This window comes from Lysobacter zhanggongensis (assembly GCF_046638635.1).
GTDB lineage: Bacteria > Pseudomonadota > Gammaproteobacteria > Xanthomonadales > Xanthomonadaceae > Novilysobacter > Novilysobacter luteus.
The window spans coordinates 1-25,395 of record NZ_JBJXHK010000002.1; the positions used below are offsets into that span (position 1 = coordinate 1).

The following is a 25,395-nucleotide window of genomic DNA, read 5'->3' on the forward strand; positions in this document are numbered from 1 at the left end:
ACGCGAGGCGGGCGCGCGGCCGCTGGCATGCCAGCGCCCGGCGACCGCGAGCCCGGCGCCATCGCATTCGAGCACCTCGCGGACGAGCTCGAGTTCATCGGCCAGCGCCTGGTCGAAATCGCGCGCCTGTGCCAGCCGCACCACCATCGCCTCGCGCAGGCGCTGGGCCCGGTCGAACCGCTCCATCGTGCGCTCCTGCTCGCGGGCGGCGACACGCATCGAGACGAACATGCCAAACAGGTCGGCCGCCGCGCGTGCGCTGGCCGACACCCGTCGCGGCACGCGGTGGTGGCATGCGATCAGCCCCCACAGGCGGCCACCGCTGATGATCGAGATCGACATCGACGCCGCGACGCCCATGTTGCGCAGGTACTCCAGGTGGACCGGCGCCACGCTGCGCAGCACGTGCTGGCTGAGGTCGAGCGGCGCACCGGAGGCGTCGGCGCCCGGCACGACCGGCACCGCCTCGTACGACGCATCGGGAATGATCCGGATGCGGTTGCGCAGGTACAGCGCGCGCGCCGGCGGCGGGATGTCGGTGGCCGGGTACCGCAGGCCCAGGTAGGGCTCCATGCCGTCGGCGGCGACCTCGGCAATGACCTCCCCGGAATCGTCCTCGCGGAAGCGGTAGACCATGACGCGGTCGTAGCCGGTCAGCCCGGCCACCTGCGCCGCCACCTGCCGGAAGAAGTCGTGGCCGACATCGTCCTGTCCGAGCCGGGCGATCATCCGTTGCGCGATCGCCGTCGGAGCGCGCGTGTCGCCGCGCGTCGGCTGCGGCTCCAGTTCGATGTGCAGCAGGCCATCGACCGCATGCACGGTGACGTCGCAGATCGTCATCAAGGCGCCGACGTTTGCGGTGCATACGCGCTGGGCCGTGGCGTCGCCGGTCGCGAGGGCCGCGATCGCGTCGGACACCTGCGACAGCACGTCCTCCTCGATGAACTCGTTGACCGGCTGGCCGACCAGCTCGCCGGGCGGCATGCCCAACAACGTTTCCACGTTTGCGGAGACGTGCCGGATGCGCCAGTCAGCCAACGAGCAGCTGACCAGGTAGCCGTGCGGCTGGATCGCCCCCGACAGGTGCACCGGTGCCCGGAGACATGCGTCCAGGTCGAAGTCGCCGTTGGCTGCTGGATCGATCATCGAAGCTCCTCCAGACCACCGAAGGCGGCCTCTGCGGTTGCGAATGCGGCCACCGCCGCGGCGCGGCAGCGGTCGGTCTGGTGCGGATCGAGGCGGGCGGCGTCCAGGGACGCCAGCACGCCGTTCCACATGGAGCCCTGCGCGAAGCCGTGCAGGAACGACGCGGCACGACCCGGGCCGAAGCCCAGTGCCTCGGCCTGGCGGGCCAGCTGGCGCGCGCCGACCGATGCACCGCCGACGACATAGGCCACGCCCAGACGGGACGGCTCATCCGTCGCCGGCAGCGGCGACGCCAAGCTCGGTGTCGGCCCGACAGCCAGGGCCCGCATGTCGTCGGCGAGCAGGGCCTGCAGCGGGGCCATCGGCCACGCCGGCAGCAGCGCGTCCTCGCAGGCGGCGAGGAAGCGCTGCATTCCGCCCAGGTAGCGTTGGTAGGTTTCCAGGTCGGCGATGCCACCGCCGAGCAGTGCGTCGACACGGGCGTGCGCGTCGTGGGTGTCCTGGCGAAGCGTTGTCCGAAGCGGGGATGGCGTCATCCGGGAAACGATACGTCAGCCCCGATGAATTGGGCCTCCATGCCTGCCCGGCAGCTGAACCTGCCTGCCCCGGTCAATGCGCGGCGGCAGGCTTGGCCGGGTGCATGAGCTTGTCGGTCCAGGCGATGCCGATCGCCGACAGGATGAACACGCAGTGGATGACGGTCTGCCAGACCACGCCGTCGGCGGTCGTGCTGGTGCATACCTTCGTCGCCATTGCACCCGCATTGGCGGCGGCGAACTCGGCCGCCTGCACGGCGGCGACCAGCGCGTCCGGAGTGCCGCACAACGGCAGGCCGCTGCCGACCGTACCCGCCTCGATGAAGGTCTTGAGCAGGTGAATCGAGCTGATGCCGATGATCGCCATCGCCAACTTGACCTTGAGCACGCTGGCGTTGACGTGGCTGAGCCACTCGGGCTGGTCCGGATGCCCTTCCAGTCGCAGCCGGGACACGAACGTCTCGTAGCCGCCGACGATCACCATCACCAGCAGGTTGGAGATCATCACCACGTCGATCAGCCCCAGCACGATCAGCATGATCCCCTGTTCGCTCAGGGTGTTGGCATCGGTGATCAGGTGCAGCAGTTCCTTGACGAACAGGAACACGTAGACGCACTGGGCGATGATCAGGCCCAGGTACAGCGGCAGCTGCAGCCAGCGCGAGCTGAAGATCAGCGTCGGCAGCGGGCCGAGCGGGCTGGGCAGTGTGGAGCGGGTGTCGGTCATTGGCGGGAGTCGTGAAAGGACGCGGAATAGTAAGCGGTCAGTCCCTGCCCGCACCCATCCGGTACTGCCTGGGCGGGGTGGCGCCCATCAGGTGCTCGACGAAGTAGTCCCAGCGGCGGCGGGTCATGTAGTCACTGTCCTCGCCGAAGCCGTGCCGCGCGTGCGGGAAAAGCAACAGGTCGAAGTCCTTGTTGGCCTTGATCAGCGCATCGACCACCAGCAGCGTGTTCTGCGGCGGGACGTTGTCGTCCATCATCCCGTGCGCGAGCAGCAGCTTGCCCTTGAGGTTGCCGGCACGGGCCTGGTTGGCCTGGGCGTCGTAGTTGCTGTTGCCCTCGGCGTCGACCACTTCGAGCCCCTGCCACTTCTCGGCCCAGTCGTCCTCGTAGACCCGGTTGTCGTGGTTGCCGCTCTCGCTGATCCCGACCTTGTAGAAATCGGGGTAGGTGAACATCGCGTCCGCCGTCGCGTAGCCGCCGCCGGAGTGGCCCCAGACGCCGACGCGATCGAGGTCCATCCAGGGATGGCGCTCGGCGAGCTGTTTCAGGCCGGCGACCTGGTCGGGCAGGGTGTTGTCGCCAATGTCGCCGTCGAACGCGTCATGGAAACGCTTTGAACGCCACGGCGTGCCGAGGCCGTCGATCGCGACGACGACAAAACCGAGTTCGGCCAGCGCCTGGTGGTCGATCCGCGCAGCGGTGAAGCTGCGCCCGCGCACGGACCCGGTCTGCGGACCCGGGTAGATGTAGTTGACCACCGGGTATTTCTTCGACGGATCGAGGTCGGTCGGCGTGAACATCATCCCGTACAGGGTCGTGCGCCCATCCCGGGCGGTCACCGTGATGGGCGTGGGCGGCACCCAGCCGGTGGCGCGCAGGCGGCTGTCGTCGGCGCTGGCCACCGTGGCGATGGTGCGGCCGTCGTCGCTGGCGCGCAGCACGGTCACCGGTGGCACCGTCGGGGTGGAGTAACTGTCGACGAAGTAGGTGCCGTCCGGCGACAGGGTCACCGTATGGTTGGCGTCCTCGGGGGTCAGCAGCGTGGCGTCGCCGCCATCGAGCGACGCCTTGTAGAAATGCTGGTAGTACGGGTTTCGACCGTCTTCCATGCCGACGCCGCGGAACCAGACGGTGCGGCTGTCGGGGTCCACCCGCAGCACCTGGGTGACGTTGCCCTCGCCCGCGGTGATCGCATGCTTGAGCGTGCCGCTGGCCAGGTCGTACAGGTACAGGTGGCCCCAGTCGCTGCGCTCGGAAAACCAGATGAACTCGTTGGATCCGGGCAGGTACTTCCAGTTGACCCGGCCGTTGCCGGATTCGAAGTAGGTCGGCACGTGCTCGTGGTAGACCGTGCGGACGGCGCCGGTGGCGGCGTCGGCGACGCGCAGCCAGGTGTCCTTGTGGTCGCGCGACGTCGAGGCGAACGCGATCGACGCGCTATCCGGCGCCCACTGCACGTCCTCCCAGCCGCCGTAGCAGCTGACGTCGTCGCACAGGGTCGAGCGGTGCTGCTCGGGCGGCAGGTCGAGACGCACCAGCTTGCGTGCCGGCACGTCGATGATGACGCGCTCGATCATGGTGACGTGCTCGTCGCCGACGAAGGGGTACTTCCAGCGTTCCACCTCGGGCGCACCGGCGCGGGTGCCGACCAGCACCATCTCGCTGGTGCGGCGCTGGTCCTGGCGGAAGGTGGCGATCCTGTTCGAGTCCGGCGACCACACCAGGATCGGCCGGTCGCTGTGGGTCCAGCCGGCGTTGTCGGTGGCGTAGCCGTAGTCGGTGGTTCCGTCGGTGGTCAAGGGCGTCTCGACGCCGGTGGCGGTGTCGCGCACCCACAGGTTCCAGTCGCGGATGAACGCGGCGAGCCGGCCGTCCGGGGACTCGACCACCGGGGCATTGCTGCCGGGCGCGTCGTCGCCGGCGGGCTTGCGGGTCGCGGTGCCGCTGGCGGCCTCGCAGACCGGTTCGCCCTGCAGGTCGCACAGGTAATGCTGCTTGCCCAGGGCGACGTCGAAGCGGCCGTCGTCGGTGATCTCCAGGCCGCTGACCGGCAGCTTGGCGGCGTCCATCGGCTTGCCGCTGGCGTCGGCCAGCGCACCGGCAAGTGCCTCGTGGTCGAACGCATCGGCGATCGTGCCGGTGGCGGCGTCGGCCCGGCGGAAGTGGTCGCCGGCGGCATCGTGGTCCTTGAACCAGAAATGGCGGTCGTCCAGCCAGACCACGGTACTGACGGCGTGGTCGAGCAGCGGCGTGGTGTTGTAGCCCATGAAGCGCTCGGCGCGGGCGTAGTCGGCATCGGTATAGACCTTGCCAGGCTCCTGCGCGGCGGCCGGCAGCGCGGCCAGCATCAGGCCACCGATGATTGCGCCGGTCAGGCGCGGCTTGCGGTTCATGACACCCATGCGGTTCCCCAGGTCGGACGGTTGCGGGCACCGGCCGTGCGCACGGTGCCGGACCAACCTTACCGGAACGACAGCGGGGCCTGCTGCGACCAGCCAGGTCACCCGCGACAGCATCCGGCGGTGGCCGATCAGCCGTGCCCAGCGGGTGCCGACGTCGCGCGTCCGCCTGTTCAGCCCGTGGGCGCTGGCATACTTCGTTGCGTCTCGCGCCGGGCGGCCATGCTCGGCCGTCCACCGCCAGAACTCCATCGAACCAGGAAGCCCGAGTGCCGCCAGCGTCCCCGTATCCACCCATGGCCCCGATCGCGATCCGCGCGTTTACCGCGACGACCGCGCTGGGCCGCGGTGCCGGGGCGCAGCACCGCGCCCTGCTCGACCGCCGCAGCGGCCTGCGCCCCAACGATTTCGGCCCGTCGGGCGAAGACGGGGCACCGCTACCGTGCTGGATCGGCCGGGTCGAGGGAGTCGAAGATGTCGCGTTGCCGGCCGGCGCCGAACGCTGGGATTGCCGGAACAATCGGCTGGCGTGGCTGGCCCTGCAGCAGGACGGCCTGCCCGATGTGATTGCCGCGGTGGCCGCGCGCCATGGTGCCGAGCGCGTCGCGACCGTCATCGGCACCTCGACGTCGTCCATCGGCGAAACCGAGCAGGCCTACCGCCGCCTCGCCACCGGCAATGACGGCACGCCGGCATTCCCCACCGACATCGCCCGGCCGATCGTCCACACGGTGCACGCCACCGGCGATTTCGTGCAACACGTGACCGGGCTCCGGGGGCCGTGCGTGACGGTCGCCACCGCGTGTTCGTCCAGCGCAAAGGTCTTCGCCCAGGCCGCGCGCCTGATCGACGCCGGCCTCGCCGATGCGGCCCTCGTCGGCGGCGTCGACACCCTGTGCGGCAGCGTGCTTTACGGCTTCAACTCGCTGCAGCTGGTGTCCGCCGCGCCATGCAGGCCATTCGATATCGCGCGCGATGGCCTGTCGCTCGGCGAGGCGGGCGGCTACGCCGTGCTCGAACGCGCGGACGGTGGTGGCCCCGGCCTGCAACTGCGTGGCTACGGCGAGTCCAGCGACGCCCACCACATGTCAACCCCGCACCCGGAAGGCCTGGGTGCGCGGCTCGCGATGCGCGACGCACTGGCGCGCGCCGGCATCGATGCCTCGCAGGTCGGCTACCTCAACCTGCACGGGACCGCCACGCCGGCGAACGACAGCATCGAGGCGGCCGCGGTGGCGTCGATGTTCCCCTCGACCCTGCACGCCAGCTCGACCAAGGGATGGACCGGCCACACCCTCGGTGCGGCCGGCATCGTCGAGTCGGTGTTCGCGCTGCTCGCCCTGGAACACGGCACCCTGCCCGGCATCCTCAACAGCGACTCGCCCGACCCGGCCTGCGGCCCGCAGATCCGGTTCGCGAACGCCGCCGGCGAGGTCGCGTACGCGATGAACAACTCGTTCGGTTTCGGCGGCAACAACTGCTCGCTGGTGTTCGGGAGGGCGCGATGAGCCTGCTGGCCGCCACCATCGAGGGCATCGGCTTCTGGACCCGCGGCCTCCCTTCGTGGGACGCCGCGCGGGTGTTTGCACGGGACGGGGCGCTGCCGGACGTCGCGCCCTCGCGGCCGTCCCCGCAGTTGCTTGCCCCCAATGAGCGCCGGCGCGCACCCGAAACCGTCGCCGTCGCGCTCGAAGTCGCACTGGCCGCCTGCGCGGACGCGGGCCGCGAACCTTCCACGCTGCCGTCGGTGTTCGCCTCCACCCATGGCGAGCTGGCGATCACCGACTACATGTGCACCACGCTGGCAACCCAGCCGCAGTCGATCTCGCCCATCCGCTTCCACAACTCGGTGCACAACGCCGCGGCCGGCTACTGGACCATCGGCACGGGCGCGATGCACGGCGCCAATGCGATCAGTGCATTCGACGCGACCTTCGCGCAGGGCCTGGTCGAGGCGATGGTGCAGCTGGCCACGGGCGCCGAGGCGGTACTGCTGGTCGGCTACGACGGTGCATCGGCCGGTCCCCTGGCGCAGGTATCGCCCAGCGAGGGACTGTTGGGCGCGGCGCTGGTGCTGTCGCGCGCGGAGCGTCCCGGCGCGGCGAGACTGACGGTTGCGTTGGACGACGGCGTGGCCGCCGGCGGGACTGGCGCACTTGCGCGCTTCACGCCGGATAACGCAATGACCCCGATGCTGTCGCTGTTCGACGCGCTCGCCATGGGCGCGCCGGCGGCCACCCTCAAGGCCGGCCCCGGAAGGATCCTGCGGGCCGCACTCACCTACCCGGAGCCCGTGCATGGCTGATCGGTTGAACCGCAACAACATCGCCGTGGTCATCCCCGCGCTCAACGAAGCTTTGCGCATCCGCGGGGTCGTCGAGGGCGCGCTGGCCGAATGCCCGAACGTGATCGTCATCGACGACGGTTCGGAAGACGACACCATCGCGCAGATCGCCGACCTACCGATCGTGCTGCTGCGCCATCCGCAGCGCCGCGGCAAGGGCGCCAGCCTGCGCGGCGGCTTCGAGGAGGCATTGCGGCGCGGCTTCAAGGGCGTGCTGACGATGGACGGCGACGGCCAGCACCTGGCGGCCGACATCCCGCGCCTGCTGGAGGCCGCCAGCCGCTATCCCGACCACATCGTGATCGGTGCGCGCCTGCGCAAGCGCGCGCAGCAGCCACGCTACCGCCGGCTCGCGAATGCATTCGGCGACTGGGGCATCGCCTGGGGCACCGGCTACCGGATCGCCGACACCCAGAGCGGCCAACGCCTGTATCCGGCCGCGGTCGCCGCGCTTGGCGACGTGCCGGGCGAAGACTTCGTGTTCGAGGCACAGATACTCATCTCGGCCGCGCAGGAGCTGGGCACCCGGTGCGTGTCGGTGCCGATCGAATCGCGCTACGCCTGCGTGCACACCGACGAGGAGTTCCGCGCCAGCCATTTCAGGCCATTGCGCGACTTCAGCCGGATCACCGGCCACGTGGTCGGGCAGGTGTTGCGGCGCGGCGGCATCACGCAGGTGTATCGCAGCATCCGCGCCAATCCGCCGCTGATCGACGACCCCAGCGGTGAGTTCGCGACCTTCACCGCGGCGCAACCGGCGCGACAGCGGTGAGCGCGCCGCCCGGCCGCGTCGACGTCGCCATTGTGGGTGGCGGGCTGGCCGGCCTGAGCTTGGCGGTCCAGCTGCGACGGCAGGATCCGGGCCTGGGCATCACCGTTATCGAGCGACAGGCGCACCCGGTACCGGAAGGGGCATTCAAGGTCGGTGAGTCCACGGTCGAGATCGGGGCGCATTATTTCGCCCACGTGCTGGGCCTGCGCGAGCACCTCGACAGCGAGCAGATCCGCAAGTTCGGCTTCCGGTTTTTCTTCAGCGAAGGGCGGCAGGCGGTCGACCGCTGCACCGAGGTCGGCGTCAGCGCGCTGCTGCCGACGCCGTCGTGGCAGATCGATCGCGGCCGTTTCGAGAACTTCCTGGGCGAACACGCCCGCGCGCTCGGGGTCGATTTCATCGACGGTGCGGTCGTGCGCGGCATCGACCTGTCCGGGGACGATGCGCCACATGTCGTGCAGGTCGAACGCGACGGTGAGACACGCGCCGTGCAGGCGCGCTGGCTGGTCGATGCCAGCGGCCGCGCCGGCCTGCTGAAGCGCAAGCTGGGCCTGGCCGAGGCCAACGCGCACGACGCCAACGCAGCGTGGTGGCGCGTCGAGGGACACATCGATCCCAACGACTGGTCGACCGATGCGGCGTGGCAGAACCGCTGCAGCCCACCGGATCGCTGGCGGTCGACCAACCACCTGTGCGGCCCGGGCTACTGGGTCTGGACCATCCCGCTGTCCTCGGGCGCGCACTCCATCGGCATCGTTTGCGACGGCACGATGCATCCCATCGCGTCGATGAACACGCATGCCAAGGCGATGGACTGGCTGCGCGAGCACCAGCCGCGGCTGGCCGCCACGCTCGAAACCGGCGACCACCCGCCGCAGGACTTCCGCTTCCTTCGTGGGTTTTCGTACGGCTGCACGCAGCTGTTCTCCGAGCACCGCTGGGCGATCACCGGCGAGGCGGGCGTGTTTGCCGACCCGTTCTATTCGCCCGGCAGCGACTTCATCGCGATGGCCAACGGGTATATCTGCGAGCTGCTGGCGCGCGACCGCGCCGGCGAGTCGATCGGCGCCCATGCCGCGCTGTACCAGCAGCTGTTCCTGTCGTTCTACGAGAACACCCTGAGCCTCTACACCGGCCAGTACGCGCTGTTCGGCGACGCGCGGCTGATGCCGCTGAAGGTGATCTGGGATTACACGTTCTACTGGTCGCTGCTGGCGCCGCTGTACTTTGCCGAGCGGCTCGCGTGCCTGCCGGTGCTTTCGCGCCTGCGCGACGCCTTCGCCCGCGCCGAAGCACTGAATGCGGGCATGCAACCGATGCTGCGCGAATGGGGCCGGCGCAACGACGCGCCCGCGACGGCCCCGTTGGATGGCCGCAACCTGGACCAGTACCGGCTCGGCTGGTTCCACGAACTCAACCGCACGCTGTCGGAGCCGCTCGATGACGACGCCCTGGTCGCCAAGCTCAAGGCCAACGTCGCGTTGATGGAGGAGCTGGCCGCGGAACTGCTGGCGCGTGCCCGCGGCGTGCACGCCGACCTCGACGACCACGGCTTGGGCGCGCTTGTCGGCGGACGAAGCATCGGTCCCGATCCGCTGCTCGGGCCGGAGTGGTACGGCTTCGATGACGTGCAGGCGCCGGCCGCGCCTGCGGAGGCGTCGGCCTAGGGACGCGGGGGCTGCGTGCCCATCGGCGGCGGGTCGAACACGTAGACCGCGACGCCGCGCGCATGGGTGCGGCTGGGGCTGATGCTCACCCCGACGCCACCGCCCAGATGGCTGCTGCCACCGAACCGGCCGCCTCCCACGCCGATGCCGACGTTGCCGCCGCCCGGACCCTGCGCGGAACCCTCGAACAGCACACCGTTGGCACCCAGCTCCGCCGCCGCGACCCGCAGCTTGCCGAGCACCTCGTCCATCTTGTTCTGCGCGCCGTAGGTGAACTGGCCGCTGGAGGTCTCCAGCATCGCGATCTCCTCGTAGCGCCCGGGCGGCGCCGAGAAGTACACCTGCACCTGCTCGGGCGCGATGGCCGGCCGGGCCTGGCCCAGCATCACCTTGGAGGTGCTGGCGCAACCGGCGGCGGCAAGGACAAGTCCCAGGACGAGGGTTGAAAAAATACGCATGCGCGGATCCTCCTCGGATCGACGTGGGGCGGGCGCCGGAGGCGTCGGCCGCGAGTATTGCGCCGCGCGGCACAGCGCCGGGTGAATGTCATCGTGCCGGGCACCGGGCAGGCGAACCTCGATCGGGCGGCTCAGCCCATCCCGCCGTTGATGCCGATCACCTGGCCGTTGACGTAGCCGGCCGCGTCCGAGCACAGGAACGCGACCAGCGCGGCAACCTCTTCGGGCGTGCCCGGACGTCCGGCCGGCACCATCTGCTTGACCATTTCCGGCTCGAACGCCGCGCTGGCCATGCGTCCGGCGATCACGCCGGGCGCGACCACGTTGACGCTGATGCCGCGGCTGGCCATCTCGCGTGCCAGCGACCTGCTGGCGCCGTGCAGCGCGGCCTTGGCGGCGGCGTAGTTGGCCTGCCCGCGGTTGCCTAGCACCGCGGCCACCGACGACACGCTGACGATGCGCCCCCAGCGCGTGCGCGCCATCGGCAGCAGCAGTGGCTGGGTGACGTGGAAAAAGCCGTGCAGCGACACGTCCACCACCCGCTTCCACTGCGAATCGCTCATGCCGGCCATCGGCGCGTCGTCATGGATGCCGGCGTTGTTGACCAGCACCTGGACCGGGCCATCGGCGAGCAGGGCCTCGATCGCGGCGCGGGTGCCTTCGCCATCGGCGACATCGAACGCCACCGCCTCGGCACTGCCGCCCTCATGGTGGATCGCCGCGACCACCGCTTCGGCACGCGCGAGGTTGCCGTTGGCGTGGACGATCACATGCAGGCCGTCGGCGGCCAGGCGCATACAGATCGCGCCGCCGATGTCGCCGCTGCCGCCGGTCACGAGGGCACGGCGTGGTGCGCTGGATGGTGCGGGCATCGGGCGGTCTCCGGATCGGGGTTGCCGCATTGTCGCCTGCTACGGCCGCCCCTGCTCCGGGGCCGGTTGCAGCACCACCGCCGCGCGACCCTCGGCCAGCAATACCTGGTCGTGACTGATGCGGAAGCCGTACTGCTGGCTGCTGTCGGACGCGACCAGGCGCTCCGCCTCGCACACCAGGTCCCCTGCAAGCCCGTCGATGCGCGCAACGTGCAGTTGCACGCCGCGCAAGGCCACCAGCACCCCCGGCGGCGCGGCGCCGCCGGCTGCCGAGGCCACCAATCCGCCATGGACGGCCATGGCCTGGGCGCCGTACTCGCACAGGTGCACCGCGCGCAGGCCGCCACCGCTGCGCAGCGGGTTGTCGGAAGCGCGATGGCCGGCGGTACGCAGCCGGATCGCCCCGGCGTCCCAGTCCAGCACCTCCTCCCACAGGCACATCGCGCCCTGGTGCGGGATCAGCGCGGCAATCCGCGCCCGGTCGATGCGATGGTCGGTTCCCACGTTGGTCGCGCTCATGCGGCGTCCACCTCGGGATCGCGCGGCACCGGCGCAGCGGCGAGCGGGCGCGGGACTATCAGCAGCGCCAGAACGAAGTTGAACAGCACGCCGAGCGCGACCGTTCCGCCGATCGCACGCAGCACCGGGATGCTCGAGGCGGCCAGCAGCGAGAACACCAGCAGCGTGGTGAGGCTGCAGACGATGATCGCGTGCAGCGCGCGCAACTGTTCCTTGCGCCCATCACCGGCGTGGTCGAAGAACAGCGCGTAGTCGAGCCCGAGCCCGGCGCCGAGGATAAGGGCGACCAGGTGGAACAGGTTGAGCTCCACCCCGGCGCCGCGCAGCACCGCCAGCACCAGCACCGTGGTCAGCAGCATCGGCGCGAGCACCCGCAGCACGCGGCGCGAAGACCGCAGCGCGACCCAGACCGTTGCCGCCAGCAGGACCGCCGCCAGCGCCAGCGCCCACAGCACCCGTTGCCGGTAATCGGCGACCAGCGACTCGGACGCCTGCTTGAGGTCGAGCAACTGCGCCCCGGCAGCATCGACGACACGCGCGACCGCGACCGGGTCGGCGATGCCGCTCAGCGCGACGAGCGCAGTGGCGCCGTCGCCGCCACGCAACAGCAGGCCATCGACGCGCGCCGCCAAGGGCGTGCCGGCAAGGTCGTCGACCGTCAGCGGCGTGGCTTCGCGCGCGGCGGCGACGTCGGCCAGGAACGGCGCGAACACGTCGTCCCGGAACGGGCTGGCGGCCACCGCGGCGGCCAGGTCGGCACGCAGCGTGTCGGGATCGGGCAGACGCTGCTGCCGTGTGCGCTGGGTCGCCGTGCTGGGCAGGTAACGCGCGGCATGGTCGAAGCCGACGATGCCGCCGTCCGCGCGGAGTCGCTCGAGCGTAGGGTGCAGGCGTTCGGCCGCGCGCAGGGCCGCCTCGGCGTCGTCACCGCGCAGCGCGATCAGGTAGCGAACGTCGGGCGCACCGAGCTCGGCCCGAAGTTGCGCGTCGCGGGCCAGGGCGTCGGCCGGTACCGGCGTCAGCCGCGACAGGTCGTTCTGCCAGAACGGACCCGGCGCGAACCATGCGACCGCGCCAGCCAGCAATGCGATCGCCAGGCCACCGGCGACGCCGAGCCGCGGCCAGCGCGCACGTCGCGTCCATGCGCGGTCCAGCCAGAGCGTATCGGCGACGTCGCGCGGCGCCGGGTCGATCAGCCCCGGCAACATGAACCGCGTCGTCAGGGCAGCCACGCCGAGCCCGACCACGGTGAACACCGCGAGCTGTTCCAGGCCTTCCACGCCCGACACCAGGAACGTCAGGTAGGCGATGCAGGTGGCGGCGACGCCGGTGCCGAGCGTCGGCCACAGCGCGCGGGCGCTGGCCCAGGGCGACAGCCCGGGCCGCTGGTGGCTGAAGAGGTGGATCGGGTAATCCTGCGCGACGCCGATCAGGGTGAAGCCGAACGCGACGGTGATCCCGTGTACGCCGTCGAACCCGAGGGCGACTGCGGCCAGGCCGGCCAGCCCGCCGCTGGCCAGTGGCAGCGCACCGAGCAGCGGCGCCTTCCAGCTGCGGTAGGCCAGCGCGAGCAGCAGGACGAACACCAGTGTGTCGAGGCTGCCTATGCGGCTGGCCTCGCGTTGCGTGCGCCCTCCGACCTCGACCGAGAACGCACCGGGACCCGTCATCTCCAGCCGCGCCCCGCTGTCACCGCGTACGGTACTGAAGGCTTCTTCGATCGCGTCGACCGCGTCCTGCTGCCCGGTCGGATCGAACCCCGCGGCGCGAGTCTGCACCGCCAGCAATGCCTGTTCGCCGGCACGGTCAAACCAGACGCCGTGCAGGGTCTGCGGGGCGTCAGCCGGCTGCCAGCTCTCGGCGAGCACCAGCGTCTCCAGTGTGGGGTCGGCGGGCAGTAACGGCTCCACCAGCGCCGCGACCGGTGAACCCAGGTCCTGCACGCGCGCTTCGAGCTGGTCGCCGAGATACGTGGCATCCAGTGACGTAGTGTCCAGCGTCGGCGACAGCAGGTAGCGGTAGGGACGCAGGCGCTCGGGGATCGCCGCCAGCCCCGCCGCCCCGCCGTTGGCCACCAGGACGAACCGGGGATCATCGGCAAGGCGGGCGCGCAAGGCGTCCGATTGCGCAGCCAACACGCCCGCGTCTGCACCCGACAGCGCCAGTAGCAGCAGGCGCGAGCCGGGTCCTTCGCCGAGTTCGTCGATGAGCAGCTTCTGCGCCGGCGTCTGCGCGCTCGGCATGAACTTTCGCAGGTCGCCGCTGAGTTCGAGCCGCGGCGCGATCCACCAGCCGGCCAGCAGCAACAGGGCGAGCCAGGCCAGCGCGAGGCCCAGCCGTCGCGCCGACGTGGAACCGGGGCCGGCCATCACTCGGTGGAATCGCCGTGGCACAGCGCGGCGAACCGGCTGGCGTCGCCGATCTCCGCCGCGGCGGTGGCCGCGCCGGCCAGCAGCGTGCGCTGCGGGGCCGGGTCATCCGGCGTGCGGGTCTCGATGCACCGCAGCTCGGCGCCGCGTCCGTGCAGGGTGATGTCACGCACCTTCATCGCCAGCTCGGGCTTCCTGGGCAGCAAGGTCAGCACCCAGTCCTGGCGGGTTCCGCTGGACTCCACCGTGTAGTACTCGTCCAGCTGCTCCCGGTCGCCCGACAGCAGCGCGCCAAAACTTGCCTGCAGGCCGGCGAGTTCGGGCGCACGCGACAGTGCGAACGTGCGCGGCGACTTGCCCGCGCGCTCGATCGTCGCCTCGCCGGCGGCGATGGTGGTGGTCTCGGCATACGGCGCCCGGACCTCGCGCACGAGCACGTCGTCTTCCGGCCGTCGGTATTCCCCGCTCAGCCGCAGCGGGTTCTTCAGTAGCCGCGACTCGCGCAGCTCGACGAAGCGGGTGCGCATCGGCGCCGGCCGGGCGAGCCGGTCGAGGATCCACTCGCTGCTGACCGCATCACCGGCCGGTGCCTGCTCAGGCGCCGCGGCGTGGAGCGAGCCGGTCGCGGCCAGCAGTACCAGCAGCCAGGCGGTCGGGTTGAGGCGCGTTCGCATGATCGGTCTGCCAGAAGTCGTAGAAGTTGAACCAGTTGTATGGCGCGGTGCGTGCATGGTGCGCCAACCGGCCGGCGTAGCGCTGGACCAGTCCCGCCAGCAGCTGTTGGCGATGTTGGCGCGGCATGTCGATGCCCTCGCTGAACAGCTCGAACGCGAGGTCGTAGCGCCGCCCGCCGCGGTACAGGCCAAACGCCAGCACCACCGGTACCTTGAGCACGGCCGCGATCAGCCAGGGCGCCACCGGGAAGTGCGCCGTATCGCCGAGGAACGTTGCCGGCTGTGACGGCTGGCCCGGGTGGGTGCGGTCGACCAGCAGCGCCACCAGCGCGCCGGCGTCGGTGGCCTCACGGATCGCCATGACTATCGACGGGCCGTCCTGGCCGGCGTCGATCACGGTGCGCGCGATCTCCGGGTTGAGTGCGTCCAGCAACTGCGTCATCGCCGGGTTGTGGGCCTTGTCGAGCACCACCCGGACGGTTACGTCGGGGCGTTGGCGCGCGAGCACGCGCAGCACCTCGAAACTGCCCAGGTGCGAACCGAACATCAGCACGCCGCGGCCGCGGTCGATCTGTTCGTGCAGCGGCTCGAGCCCGTCGATGCGCACCTCGAACCGCTCCATCTGTCCGCTCAGCATGAAGACGCGGTCGAGGATGGTCGCGGCGAAGGCGTGGATGTGGCGGGCGACATCGGGCAGCCCGGCCGGGCGGCCAAGCACACGCCGCAGGTAGTCGCGCGAGGCTGTGCGCTCCGGTCCGCGGACGAGCAGGAAGTACAGCGTGATCGGATACAGCAGCACGCGCGCGACCGCGCGACCGCCGTAACGGGCGATGTTGCGGATCAGCCAGATGGCGAACCAGCCGCCACCCTCGGGCCGCTGCTTCCAGTCCGCGCTCACGCCGTGGCACCGGTGTCGGCGACGACTTCACCCGTGGCCAGCACGTCGTCGCCGCGCAGTACCCGGAAGCGCCAGCGCGGCGCGCCACCGTCCAGCTCCACCCGCGCGACCTCCCCCGGCAGCAGTGGCTGCAGGAACTTCACCTGCGGCAACCGCAGGCCGGCAGGCAGCGCCCCGTCGCGCGCCTCGATCGCTTCCATGACGCGGTCCAGCACCACCACGCCGGGCACCAGCGGGCGGCCCGGGAAATGCCCGGGCAGGCTCGGATGATCGGCGGGGATGGTGAAGGCGGACACGGCAGGCTCGACCGGCGGGAGGTCGCAAAGGATAAGGCAGCGCGGCCCACGGCGCGGGCGGGCCGCCGCCGCTCAGTCGAACAGAGTCCGCCAGAACGCCGGCCCCAGCGCCGCCATCCGGCGCAGGAAGTCGGGGAAATCGCGATACGGCCGGTCCGCGAACCGGCGCTTGCGGTAGAGGTATTCGCCGATGAAGAAGCCACCGACGATCCCGTAATTGAGCAGGTTGGCGAACCACGACCAGGCGTCCTGCGAGACCGTGAACAGCGGCGGATGACCGAGCCGGGCGAGGACGCCGTCCGGCACCGCGACCAGCGCAAGCACGCCGTTGACCAGCGCGAGACCGCCCAGCAGCAGCGCCCAAAGCAGGGTCAGCCGGCGCGTGTACGCCTTCAGGTCGTCGCGCAACTGCGCCGGCGCGCAGCCTTCCAGCCCCGCGACGATACGGCTGATCAGCGGGACCCGGCCGGCGCCCAGGCTGCGGCCGAACCACCACGACAGCAGCCCGGTGAACACCATCGGCGGTGCCAGCAGCAGCAGGGCCGGCACCGCGCTGCCGCGGAGCGCCCACAGGCCGGCGACCACCACGGCCAGCGTCGCCCAGGCCCAGCCGCGCAGGCGCGCCAGTGGATCGAGCAGGACGATCACCGCCAGGTCGGCCAGTGCCACGAGTGCGAGGATGCCGTTGCCTTCGACGCTGGCGCCGTGGGCCAGCAGCGGGTAGGCAATCGCGAGCAGCAGCCGCAGCGCGGCGAGGCGGTTCACCGGCGGCGCCGGGGCCGGCTCAGGCCGCCCGGTTCTGGTCGATATGCGCCGACAGCGCGCGCAGCGAGGAGAAGATGCGACGGTTCTCGTCGCTGTCCGAACGCAACTGGAAGCCGTACTTCTTGCTGATCGCGAGCGCGAGCTCCAGCGCGTCGATCGAATCCAGCCCCAGCCCGTCGCCGAACAGCGGCGCCTCCGGGTCGATGCTGTCGGGCGCCACGCCCTCGAGGTTGAGGCTTTCGACCAGCAGTTGCGCCAGTTCGTGCTCGGCGGGGCTCTGTACGGACATCGGGTAGTTCCAGTGGACGACGATTGCCGGCAACGATCCGCGATCGGAGGGCGCCGCGCAACCAAGAGCCGATCCAACCGCCGGTGGGCCGCCAAGTATCATGCCGCCCATGACCGTGTCCGATCCCGCCAGCACCGCCGCGCCCGCCGCATCCGCCACCCCCGGGGCCATCGCCCGCCCCGACGTCCTCGTCATCGGTGGCGGCCCGGCCGGCTCGACCATCGCCACGCTGTTGGCGCGCAAGGGTTGGCAGGTGACGATGCTGGAGAAGGAGCGGCACCCCCGGTTCCATATCGGCGAGTCGTTGCTGCCGATGAACATGCCGATCCTCGAGCGGCTCGGGGTGCTTGATCAGGTCCGCGGGATCGGCGTGCTCAAGCTCGGCGCCGACTTCCCGGTCGACGACGGCAGCTACAACCGATTCCCGTTCAAGCGCGCGCTCGGTGACAGCCCGGGCTTTGCCTTCCACGTCAAACGTGCGGAGTTCGACCAGCTGCTGTTCGACCACGCGCGCGCGCAGGGCGTGGACGCACGCGACGGCGTCCGCGTCGATCGGGTCGAGCTGGATGGAGGCGCAACGCTGGTACATGCGCGCGGCAACGATGGCCCGCTGCGGTTCCAGCCGCGCTACCTCGTCGACGCGAGCGGCCGCGACGCGTTCCTCGGCGCCAGGCTGGGCCTGAAGCGCCGCAACCCCCGGCATGCATCGGCGGCACTGTTCAGCCACTACACCGGTGTCGAGCGCCGGCCTGGCGAGGATGCCGGCAACGTCAGCATCATCCGGCACGAGCACGGCTGGCTCTGGATGATCCCGCTGCGCGGCGGCGTCACCAGCGTCGGCGCGGTGTGCACGCCCGAGTACCTCAAGCAGCGCCGCGGCGACAGCGAGGCATTCCTGCACCGCACCCTCGAGTCCGTCCCTGCCGCCGCGGTGCGCATGCGCGACGCCGTGCGGGTGGCGCCGGTGCATGCCACCGGCAACTACGCCTACGACTGCAGCCGCATGAGCGGGCCGGGCTGGATGCTGCTGGGCGACGCGTGGACGTTCGTCGACCCGATGTTCTCGTCGGGCGTGTTCCTGGCGATGAACGGCGCCGAGCTGGGCGCCGACGCGATCGATGCGGTGCTGCGCGAGCCGGCGCGCGAGGCGGCGGTCATGACGGCGCTGGAGAAGAAGCTCACGCGCGGCCTCGACGAGTTCAAGTGGTTCATCTACCGGTTCACCTCGCCGACCATGAAGGCGATGTTCTCGCGCCCGCGCAACGTGCTCAAGGTCGAGCAGGCGGTGATCTCGATGCTCGCCGGCGACGTGTTCGACGCGCCGGCCGTGCGCTGGCGGTTGCGGCTGTTCCGCCTCCTCTACGCGCTGGGCGCGATCCGGATGGCCCCGATGGCATTGCGTGCCTGGCGCGAGCGTCGTCGCCAGCCGTCGGTCCTGTTCGGTGGGGATACGGTGCACGCCGACGACGTGCGCGAGGCAGCCACTGCGTCCACCGCCGTCTCGCAGGCCCTGCCGGACTTCGGTCACCACGACACGGAGCCCGCGCGTTGAGCGCCGCGACGGTGGACCCCGCGGACGGCATGCCGCGGTTGACGGTCGACTACCTCGATGCCGACCTGGCGGCGCTGCTGCGCGGGCCGGACGTGCTGGCGGTATTCGGTTTCGGCGACAACGCCCCGCGCAGCGACGATCCACGCTACCTCCGCGTCGCGCTGGAGCCGCATGGCACGGCGCCGCTGGAGGTCTGGCGCGCGGGCGGTGCCGTCACCCATGGCCGCGCGGACGGCGTCGCCTGGGCCAGCGACGGCGTGCTCCAGTTCGGCGCGATCGAGATCGATGAGCCCGGCGACGACGACATCGGTACCGCCGCCGACGAGGCCTACCGACGCATGCTCGGGTTCATCGATGCACGGGGCTTTCCGCACCTGTTGCGGATCTGGAACTACCTCGACGGCATCACCACCGGCAGCGGTGATGAAGAACGTTACCGGCGCTTCTGCGTCGGCCGTGCATCGGGGCTGGGCGGTTTCGAATCGACCCGTTTGCCCGCCGCCACCGCCATTGGCCGGGTCGATGGCCATCGTCGCCTGCAGGTGTACTGGCTGGCCTGCACCCGGCCTGGCGTGCCGCTGGAAAACCCGCGCCAGATCAGTGCCTACCGCTACCCGCGCCAGTACGGTCCGCAACCGCCGAGCTTCGCCCGCGCGCTCCTGCCGCCGGCGGGTGCGGCCATGCCACTGTTGCTGTCGGGCACCGCCGCGATCGTCGGCCACGAGTCGCGCCACGCCGACTCGGTCGAAACCCAGCTTGACGAGACCCTGGCCAACTTCGACAGCCTGCTGGCCACCGCCCACGCCCGCCGCCCGTCGCTGCCGACCCGGTTCGGCGCGGGTTCGCGGCTCAAGGCCTACGTGCGCGACGCGGCCGAGCTCGACACCGTCGCGGCCCTGCTGGACACCCGCCTGGACCCGGCGGTACCGCGGATCGTGCTGCACGCGGCGATCTGCCGGCCCGAGCTGCGGATCGAAATCGACGGCGTCCATGACCTTTGAGCCGTGCGCCGCCGCGGTCCCGCGGGCACCATGGTCGCAACGCAGAATGGCACCGGGAGACGAGCAATGGGACTGATCAGCCTGATCTGGGGCGTGGTCGCGATGGTCTGGATGGTGATCGCGCTGATCCCGCTGCTCGGCTGGGGCAACTGGTTCCTGATCCCGTTCGCCGCGATCGGTGCGGTCATCGCCGCCATCGGCATCGGCCTGACCAGCCCCGAGAAGCGCGGCCGCGCCAAGGCCGGCCTGGTGCTCAACGGCATCGTGATCATCGTCGGCATCGTCCGGCTCAGCCTGGGCGGCGGCATCATCTGACCGACGCCGGCGCTTGCCGGGCGCGGCCCGCGCCAACCGCACGGGCGTAGAATCGCGCCCCATGAGCAGCCACCCCTACACGCGCCCGCGGCGGATGCGCCGCGACGACTTCTCGCGTCGCCTCATGCGCGAGAACGTCCTGACCACCGACGACCTGATCTACCCGGTTTTCGTGCATGAGCCGGCCGGCCGCGCGCCGGTCCCGTCGATGCCCGGGGTCGAGCGTCTGTCGATCGACGAGCTCCTGCGGGTCGCCGAGCAGGCCAGCGAATTGCGCGTGCCGGCGATCGCGCTGTTCCCGGTGACAGCGCCTGCGGCCAAGTCACTCGATGCCGCCGCGGCGTGGGACGACGACGGCCTGTGCCAGCGCGCAGTCAGGGCGCTCAAGCAGCGCTTTCCGCAGCTCGGCGTGATCACCGACGTCGCACTCGACCCGTACACCAGCCACGGCCAGGACGGCCTGCTGGACGAGCAGGGCTACGTCATCAACGACGGCACCGTCGAGGCGTTGGTGAAGCAGGCGCTGAGCCACGCGCGCGCCGGCGCCGACGTGGTGGCGCCCAGCGACATGATGGACGGGCGGATCGGCGCCATCCGCGGCGAGCTTGAAAGCGAAGGCCACGTCCACACCCGCATCCTCGCCTACAGCGCGAAGTACGCGAGCGCGTTCTACGGCCCGTTCCGCGACGCTGTCGGCTCGGCCACCGCGCTCGGCAAGGCCGACAAGAAGACCTACCAGATGGACCCGGCCAACTCGGACGAAGCCATCAACGAAGTCGCGCTGGACCTCGACGAGGGCGCCGACATGGTGATGGTCAAGCCCGGCATGCCCTACCTCGACATCGTCCGCCGGGTGAAGGACACGTTCGGGGTGCCGACCTTCGTCTATCAGGTCAGCGGCGAGTACGCGATGCTGAAGGCCGCCGCGCAGAATGGCTGGCTCGACGAGCGGGCCTGCGCGCTGGAGGCGTTGGTCGCCATGAAGCGCGCCGGCGCCGATGGCGTGCTGACGTATTACGCGCTGGATGCGGCGCGCTGGATGCGCAACGCCTGACGTCGGCCCCGGCGCGTTGTCAGTCGACGCAGCCGTCCTTGCCGTCCGCCGCCGGCGCCTTCATCCGGTAGATGTCGAGTCCGCCGGCGCGCGGTGCTTTCGCCACGCCGGTGACCAGAAGCTCGCCCGGCTTGTTCCAGTCGATCGCCGGGCCGAAGGTAGTGCCGCCGGCGGTGTTGAACGACAACGCCAGCGGGTGTGCATCGGCGTAGCGCGTGCCGTCGCACCGGGCCAGTTGCAAGCGCACCGCGGCATCGCCCTTGGCGTCGGCGCGGGCGAACACAATTGCGCGTGTACCGCCTAGCCACGCCGCGTCGCTCTCGTCGGCGCGGGTGTTGATTCCCGGCACCGGCTGTGGACCGGTGAACGACGCCCCGTCGAGGCGGGCCACGAACAGGTCCAGCCCACCCGCGCCGCCGCGACCGTCACTGGCGAACATCAGTCGGCGGCCGTCGGAGGCCGGCGTCGGCGTCCGTTCGTTTCCAGCCGTATTGACGCCGGGACCCAGGTTCACCGGTTCGCCGAAGCCGTCGGCATGCACCGCCACGCGGTACAGGTCATCGCCACCCTCGCCACCGTCGCGGTCGGAAACGAAATAGAGCCACTGGCCATCGGCGCTGAACATCGGGTCGAAATCATCGGATGCGGCGTTGAGGGCCAGCGGCCGCGGGTCCTGCCAGCGACCGTCGACCAGGGACGCCTGCCACAGGTCGCGGCCACCCGCGCCGCCCTCACGGCCGCGGCTGCCCCAGACGATCCGCTTGCCGTCCGGGCTGATACTGGCGCGCATTTCATCGGCCTTGCTCGAGACTACGTGCATGCCCTCGATGCCGTACTCGGCCAGCCAGGCGCCCGCACGACCGGCGATCCCGGCCATTAACACGCCCACGAGTAGACTGGCGCCCGTCAGGGCCGTGCGTTGCCGCATCGAGCGTCTCCTTTTTCATCAGTCCCGGATCCAGGCGAGATTGCCATGTCACCTCCCCGCTATGCCGTGATCGGCCACCCGGTCTCCCACTCGCTGTCGCCCTTCATCCACGCGCGCGGCGGCCGCCAGCTCGGGATCGAGCTGGAGTACGTCGCGATCGACGCCGCACCCGACAACTTCGATGCCTCGCTGGCCGCGTTCGCCGCCGAAGGCGGGGTCGGCGCCAACATCACCTTGCCGCACAAGCAGCGCGCCGCCGCGATCTGCGGCAACCTCAGCGAGCGGGCCCGGCGCGTCGGCGTGGTCAACACGCTCACCCGCACCGCCACCGGCTGGGACGGCGACAACACCGACGGCCTGGGCCTGGTGCGCGACCTCACCGGACGCCACGGCCAGGATCTGCGCGGCCGCAAGGTGCTGCTGCTCGGTGCTGGCGGTGCGGCCCAGGGCGTCGCCCCGGCGCTGCTCGATGCCGGCATCGCGGATCTGTTCATCGTCAACCGGACGGATGCGCGCACCGATGCGCTGGCCGACGCGCTCGGCGAACCCGACCGGGTGCATCCCCGGTACTTCAACGACCTGGGCAGCATCGGTTCGTTCGACCTGATCATCAACGCGACCTCGATCGCGCGGACCGCCACGGGCGAACTGGTGCTGCCGGGCTCACTGATCGCGCCACGCTGCGACGTGGTCGACCTGGGCTACGGCGCTGCCGCGATCCCGTTCCTGTCGTGGGCGCGCGCGTCCGGTGCCGACCACACCATCGACGGGCTCGGGATGCTGGTAGAGCAGGCGGCGGAGAGCTTCAGGATCTGGCACGGCGTACGCCCCGATGGCGACGCGGTGTACGACGAACTGCGCACGCACGAGTCGACCCTGGCCACCGCCGACTGACGACCGGGCCCCGCCGGCCGCGGTTGCGCGGCGGCGGTTACCCCGTCAGCCCTGCGCCATGCCCAGGTACTGGTCCTTGAGCCGCATGTAGTGGCCGGCGCTGTAGCGCAGTTGCTCGATCTCGCGCTCGTTGAGCTTGCGCACGAACCGCGCCGGGTTGCCCAGCCACAGCTCACCCTCGCCGACCGTCTTGCCAGGCGGCACGACCGCGCCGGCCCCGACGAAGCCGAACGCCTCCACCACCGCGCCGTCGAGCACGGTCGACCCCATGCCGATCAGCGCGAAGTCGCCGATCCGGCATGCGTGCACGATGGCGCCGTGGCCAACGGTGACGTCGCTGCCGATCACCGTCGGGAAACCGCCCGGCCGGGTGAACGGCCCCTCGTGGGTCACGTGCACCACGGTGCCATCCTGGATGTTGGTGCGCGGGCCGATCTCGATCGAATTGACGTCGCCGCGGACCACGCAGCCCGGCCAGATGGAGACGTCGTCGCCGAGGCTGACCCGGCCGATGACGGTCGCAGCCGGATCGACGTACACGCGCGCGCCGAGGGTGGGAAGGTGGTCGAGGAAGGGTCGGATGCTCATGCCGGCATTCTACCGGCGCCGGCCGCGCGGCAAGCCACGCGCGGCGCGCCCGTTTAGACTGCTCCGCATGAAGATCGCCAGCTGGAACGTCAACTCCCTCAACGTGCGCCTGCCCCATCTGGAGCAGTGGCTGCAGGCCGCGGCGCCCGACGTGGTCGCGCTGCAGGAGACCAAGCTCGACGACGAGCGCTTCCCCGACACCGCGTTGGCAGGACTCGGGTACCGCAGCGTGTTCGCCGGGCAGAAGACCTACAACGGCGTGGCGATCCTTTCGCGCGAACCGGCCGCGGACGTCCAGGTCGGCATACCGGCGTTCGGCGACGAACAGAAACGCGTCATCGCCGCGACCATCGGCGGGGTGCGCGTGATCAACCTCTACGTGGTCAACGGCCAGGACGTCGGCACCGAGAAGTACGCGTACAAGCTGCGCTGGCTCGAGGCCGTGCGCGACTGGATCGCCAGCGAGCTGCAGTCGCACCCGCGGGTGGTCGTGCTGGGTGACTTCAACATCGCGCCCGACGACCGCGACGTGCACGACCCGGAGCGCTGGAACGAGCACCACATCCTCACCTCGGCGGCCGAGCGCGCCGGGCTGCAGAAGCTGCTCGACCTCGGTCTGCACGACGCCTACCGGTTGCACCATGACGGCGCCGGCGAGTTCAGCTGGTGGGATTACCGGCAGGCCGCGTTCCGCCGCAACCTGGGCCTGCGGATCGACCTGACCCTGGTGTCGGGCGACTTGCGGGCGGCCTGTGCGGCGGCCGGCATCGACCGCGAACCGCGCACCTGGGAGCGGCCCAGCGACCACGCACCGGTGTGGGTGGAGCTGGCGGCGCCGTAGCGCACTGCTACAGCACGCGGAACTCGATCCGCCGATTGCGCGCGCGGCCCTCGGCCGTGGCGTTGTCGGCCACCGGCCGGTCCGGCCCGAATCCCTGCACGCCGAGGTTGTCGGCGGCGACACCGGCGCGCTCCATGTACGCCTTGACTGCGATCGCGCGCTGCAGGCTCAACGCGACGTTGGCGTCGCGCCCGCCGACATCGTCGGTGTGGCCGATCACCTGCACCTGCTGGTCGCCAACCCGTTTGATCGCGACCACCATCTCGCCCCGCGAACGGTTGAGCCGGCGCGAACCGGCGCGAACCGGCGCGAAACGCCTCTTACCAGACGACTTCGGCCATCGAGCAGTTCAGGCCCGAACCGATGCCCAGCAACGCGACCCGGTCGCCCTTCTTCAGGCGCCCCATCTCGCGCAGCTTGCTGAGCACGATCGGCACCGAAGCCGGACCGATGTTGCCGTGTTCGTTGAAGATGGTCAGGACCTTCTTCGGGTCGATGCCCATCGCCTTGGTGAAGGCGGCGGTGTGGACCTTGCTCACCTGGTGGATAACGAACTCGTCGAGCTCCTCGGCCACCCAGCCCAGCTTCTGCTTGGCGACCTGGAAGGTCTTCTGGGCGAGCTTGATGCCTTCGATCAGCAGCATCCGGGTGTCGGTGATCATGCCGTCCAGGTTGCCGCGACACAGTTTGTTCCACTCGGTCGCCGCGCGGGTGACCCCACCCTTGTAGCGAGGGGCGCCCGGCGCCAGTTCGGCACGCGCGAGCACCATCGCCGCCGCGCCCGAACCCAGCGTCAGCGTCGCCAGCTCGCTCTTGAAGTCGGCCTCGGTGACGTCGGCGCGGGTCATGCGCTCGATGGTCTTCTCGTAGGCCAGGTCGGCGGTCTCGCCGTCGACCACCAGCGCGTAGTCGATCTCGCCGCGCTCGATCATGCGGCTGGCGATGTCCATGCCGTTGATGAAGGCGAGGCAGGCGTTGGCGACGTCGAAGTTCTGGCAGGTGTCGGGCAGGCCGAGGTTGCCGGACACGATCGACGCGGTCGATGGCTCGAGGTAGTCGCGGCTGACCGAGGTGTTGACCAGCAGGCCGACCTTGTCGGGGTCGATGCCCGCATCGGCCAGCGCCTTGACGCCGGCCAGGGTGGCGGCATCGGAGGCGAGCATGTCGCGGTCGTCCCAGAGCCGGCGGGCGTGGATGCCGGCGATGTCACCCAGAACGTCAGTCCGGATGCCCAGTCGATCCAGGGTCGGCTTGAGCCGGGCGTTGATCTCGTCCGAGCTCAGCCGGCGCGGCGCGTCGATGTGGGCCAGGCCGGCAATGGCGACGTGTTGGAACAGCATGAGCAGCGGCCCGAAAGGCAAAGATCACGACAGATTAACGTTTTGCCGGGGCCGCTGCATTACTGGGGGCTGGCCGGCGTGGTTCAGCCGCCGATCGGATAGGTCTGGGCCATTCCGCCGGCCGGGGCCGTGGCCGGGCCGGAAACACCTGC

The 25,395-nt window shown here is 70.6% G+C and carries 26 protein-coding genes and 1 pseudogene; 10 read left to right on the plus strand and 17 right to left on the minus strand.

The window, feature by feature from the left end; genetic code table 11:
* The 4 genes from ACKVMH_RS00525 to ACKVMH_RS00540 form a co-directional block, all read right to left on the minus strand.
* On the minus strand, positions 1 to 1,146 hold a 1,146-nt coding region (locus tag ACKVMH_RS00525; RefSeq protein WP_412698836.1), incomplete at its 3' end, for a GAF domain-containing protein.
* Positions 1,143 to 1,682 (minus strand): biliverdin-producing heme oxygenase, encoded by a 540-nt coding sequence (locus tag ACKVMH_RS00530; RefSeq protein WP_412698837.1) that lies wholly within the window; start codon positions 1,680 to 1,682, stop codon positions 1,143 to 1,145. The genes ACKVMH_RS00525 and ACKVMH_RS00530, both read right to left, overlap by 4 nt.
* Before the next feature lie 73 nt (positions 1,683 to 1,755).
* Positions 1,756 to 2,409, minus strand: a complete 654-nt coding sequence (locus ACKVMH_RS00535; RefSeq protein WP_215219254.1) for a TIGR00645 family protein — start codon at positions 2,407 to 2,409, stop codon at positions 1,756 to 1,758.
* Positions 2,410 to 2,446: 37 nt separating this feature from the next.
* Entirely contained in the window at positions 2,447 to 4,810 is a 2,364-nt protein-coding gene (locus ACKVMH_RS00540; protein ID WP_412698838.1) for a S9 family peptidase, read from the minus strand.
* A 293-nt stretch (positions 4,811 to 5,103) separates the two neighbouring features.
* Here ACKVMH_RS00540 and ACKVMH_RS00545 point away from each other — a divergent pair, with 293 nt between their 5' ends.
* From ACKVMH_RS00545 to ACKVMH_RS00560, 4 genes are read left to right on the plus strand one after another with little or no spacing between them, the layout of a single operon-like run.
* A complete protein-coding gene (locus tag ACKVMH_RS00545; protein ID WP_412698839.1) occupies positions 5,104 to 6,315 on the plus strand; it encodes a beta-ketoacyl-[acyl-carrier-protein] synthase family protein in 1,212 nt (403 codons plus the stop codon).
* A gap of 2 nt (positions 6,316 to 6,317) precedes the next feature.
* Positions 6,318 to 7,112 carry a beta-ketoacyl synthase chain length factor gene (locus tag ACKVMH_RS00550; RefSeq protein ID WP_412698899.1) on the plus strand — a complete coding sequence of 265 codons (795 nt, stop codon included), beginning with the start codon at positions 6,318 to 6,320 and terminating at the stop codon, positions 7,110 to 7,112.
* Positions 7,105 to 7,923 carry a glycosyltransferase family 2 protein gene (locus ACKVMH_RS00555; RefSeq protein ID WP_215219251.1) on the plus strand — a complete coding sequence of 273 codons (819 nt, stop codon included), beginning with the start codon at positions 7,105 to 7,107 and terminating at the stop codon, positions 7,921 to 7,923. The genes ACKVMH_RS00550 and ACKVMH_RS00555 overlap by 8 nt, the downstream gene beginning before the upstream one ends.
* Complete coding sequence (locus ACKVMH_RS00560; RefSeq protein ID WP_412698840.1) at positions 7,920 to 9,590, plus strand: NAD(P)/FAD-dependent oxidoreductase; 1,671 nt, start codon at positions 7,920 to 7,922, stop codon at positions 9,588 to 9,590. The genes ACKVMH_RS00555 and ACKVMH_RS00560 overlap by 4 nt, the downstream gene beginning before the upstream one ends.
* Here the strand turns inward: ACKVMH_RS00560 and ACKVMH_RS00565 are convergent.
* From ACKVMH_RS00565 to ACKVMH_RS00605, 9 genes are all read right to left on the minus strand, one after another.
* Complete coding sequence (locus tag ACKVMH_RS00565) at positions 9,587 to 10,048, minus strand: hypothetical protein (protein ID WP_215219249.1); 462 nt, start codon at positions 10,046 to 10,048, stop codon at positions 9,587 to 9,589. The genes ACKVMH_RS00560 and ACKVMH_RS00565 overlap by 4 nt on opposite strands.
* Before the next feature lie 131 nt (positions 10,049 to 10,179).
* Positions 10,180 to 10,920, minus strand: coding sequence for a 3-oxoacyl-ACP reductase FabG (gene fabG / locus ACKVMH_RS00570; protein WP_412698841.1), 741 nt, complete (start codon positions 10,918 to 10,920; stop codon positions 10,180 to 10,182).
* A 39-nt stretch (positions 10,921 to 10,959) separates the two neighbouring features.
* Positions 10,960 to 11,439 carry a phosphotransferase gene (locus ACKVMH_RS00575; RefSeq protein ID WP_412698842.1) on the minus strand — a complete coding sequence of 160 codons (480 nt, stop codon included), beginning with the start codon at positions 11,437 to 11,439 and terminating at the stop codon, positions 10,960 to 10,962.
* Positions 11,436 to 13,808, minus strand: a complete 2,373-nt coding sequence (locus tag ACKVMH_RS00580) for an MMPL family transporter (RefSeq protein WP_412698843.1) — start codon at positions 13,806 to 13,808, stop codon at positions 11,436 to 11,438. The genes ACKVMH_RS00575 and ACKVMH_RS00580 overlap by 4 nt, the downstream gene beginning before the upstream one ends.
* Positions 13,808 to 14,482: a LolA-related protein gene (locus ACKVMH_RS00585; protein ID WP_412698844.1), complete on the minus strand. Its 675-nt coding sequence runs from the start codon at positions 14,480 to 14,482 to the stop codon at positions 13,808 to 13,810. Before ACKVMH_RS00585 ends, ACKVMH_RS00580 begins: the two co-directional genes overlap by 1 nt.
* Positions 14,403 to 15,380, minus strand: a complete 978-nt coding sequence (locus tag ACKVMH_RS00590) for an LpxL/LpxP family acyltransferase (RefSeq protein WP_412698845.1) — start codon at positions 15,378 to 15,380, stop codon at positions 14,403 to 14,405. The genes ACKVMH_RS00585 and ACKVMH_RS00590 overlap by 80 nt, the downstream gene beginning before the upstream one ends.
* Complete coding sequence (locus ACKVMH_RS00595) at positions 15,377 to 15,676, minus strand: hypothetical protein (protein WP_412698846.1); 300 nt, start codon at positions 15,674 to 15,676, stop codon at positions 15,377 to 15,379. The genes ACKVMH_RS00590 and ACKVMH_RS00595 overlap by 4 nt, the downstream gene beginning before the upstream one ends.
* A gap of 72 nt (positions 15,677 to 15,748) precedes the next feature.
* Complete coding sequence (locus ACKVMH_RS00600) at positions 15,749 to 16,441, minus strand: COG4648 family protein (protein ID WP_412698847.1); 693 nt, start codon at positions 16,439 to 16,441, stop codon at positions 15,749 to 15,751.
* Between the two features lie 19 nt (positions 16,442 to 16,460).
* Positions 16,461 to 16,730, minus strand: coding sequence for a phosphopantetheine-binding protein (locus ACKVMH_RS00605; protein ID WP_215219241.1), 270 nt, complete (start codon positions 16,728 to 16,730; stop codon positions 16,461 to 16,463).
* A gap of 109 nt (positions 16,731 to 16,839) precedes the next feature.
* On the opposite strand from ACKVMH_RS00605, the pseudogene ACKVMH_RS00610 reads away from it, so the two are divergent.
* From ACKVMH_RS00610 to hemB, 4 genes and pseudogenes are all read left to right on the plus strand, one after another.
* Positions 16,840 to 18,195 (plus strand): annotated as a pseudogene (locus tag ACKVMH_RS00610) (NAD(P)/FAD-dependent oxidoreductase); the annotation flags it as partial.
* 83 nt (positions 18,196 to 18,278) lie between these two features.
* On the plus strand, positions 18,279 to 19,283 hold the full coding sequence (locus tag ACKVMH_RS00615; RefSeq protein WP_412698848.1) for a chorismate transformation enzyme, FkbO/Hyg5 family: 1,005 nt from the start codon (positions 18,279 to 18,281) through the stop codon (positions 19,281 to 19,283).
* A 66-nt stretch (positions 19,284 to 19,349) separates the two neighbouring features.
* Positions 19,350 to 19,598, plus strand: coding sequence for a hypothetical protein (locus ACKVMH_RS00620; RefSeq protein ID WP_215219238.1), 249 nt, complete (start codon positions 19,350 to 19,352; stop codon positions 19,596 to 19,598).
* A gap of 61 nt (positions 19,599 to 19,659) precedes the next feature.
* Positions 19,660 to 20,652 (plus strand): porphobilinogen synthase, encoded by a 993-nt coding sequence (hemB, locus tag ACKVMH_RS00625; protein ID WP_412698849.1) that lies wholly within the window; start codon positions 19,660 to 19,662, stop codon positions 20,650 to 20,652.
* 19 nt (positions 20,653 to 20,671) lie between these two features.
* On the opposite strand, the gene ACKVMH_RS00630 is transcribed toward hemB, so the two are convergent.
* Positions 20,672 to 21,529, minus strand: coding sequence for a TolB family protein (locus ACKVMH_RS00630; protein ID WP_412698900.1), 858 nt, complete (start codon positions 21,527 to 21,529; stop codon positions 20,672 to 20,674).
* 96 nt (positions 21,530 to 21,625) lie between these two features.
* Between ACKVMH_RS00630 and aroE the strand changes: the two genes are divergently transcribed.
* A complete protein-coding gene (aroE, locus tag ACKVMH_RS00635; protein ID WP_412698850.1) occupies positions 21,626 to 22,474 on the plus strand; it encodes a shikimate dehydrogenase in 849 nt (282 codons plus the stop codon).
* A 45-nt stretch (positions 22,475 to 22,519) separates the two neighbouring features.
* Here the strand turns inward: aroE and ACKVMH_RS00640 are convergent, their stop codons facing one another.
* On the minus strand, positions 22,520 to 23,062 hold the full coding sequence (locus ACKVMH_RS00640) for a gamma carbonic anhydrase family protein (RefSeq protein WP_215219234.1): 543 nt from the start codon (positions 23,060 to 23,062) through the stop codon (positions 22,520 to 22,522).
* 67 nt (positions 23,063 to 23,129) lie between these two features.
* Between ACKVMH_RS00640 and xth the strand changes: the two genes are divergently transcribed.
* Entirely contained in the window at positions 23,130 to 23,903 is a 774-nt protein-coding gene (gene xth, locus ACKVMH_RS00645) for an exodeoxyribonuclease III (RefSeq protein ID WP_412698851.1), read from the plus strand.
* 7 nt (positions 23,904 to 23,910) lie between these two features.
* Here the strand turns inward: xth and ACKVMH_RS00650 are convergent, their stop codons facing one another.
* Positions 23,911 to 24,162: an OmpA family protein gene (locus ACKVMH_RS00650; RefSeq protein ID WP_412698852.1), complete on the minus strand. Its 252-nt coding sequence runs from the start codon at positions 24,160 to 24,162 to the stop codon at positions 23,911 to 23,913.
* 61 nt (positions 24,163 to 24,223) lie between these two features.
* On the minus strand, positions 24,224 to 25,243 hold the full coding sequence (locus ACKVMH_RS00655; RefSeq protein WP_215219227.1) for a 3-oxoacyl-ACP synthase III: 1,020 nt from the start codon (positions 25,241 to 25,243) through the stop codon (positions 24,224 to 24,226).
* Positions 25,244 to 25,395: the final 152 nt, after the last annotated feature.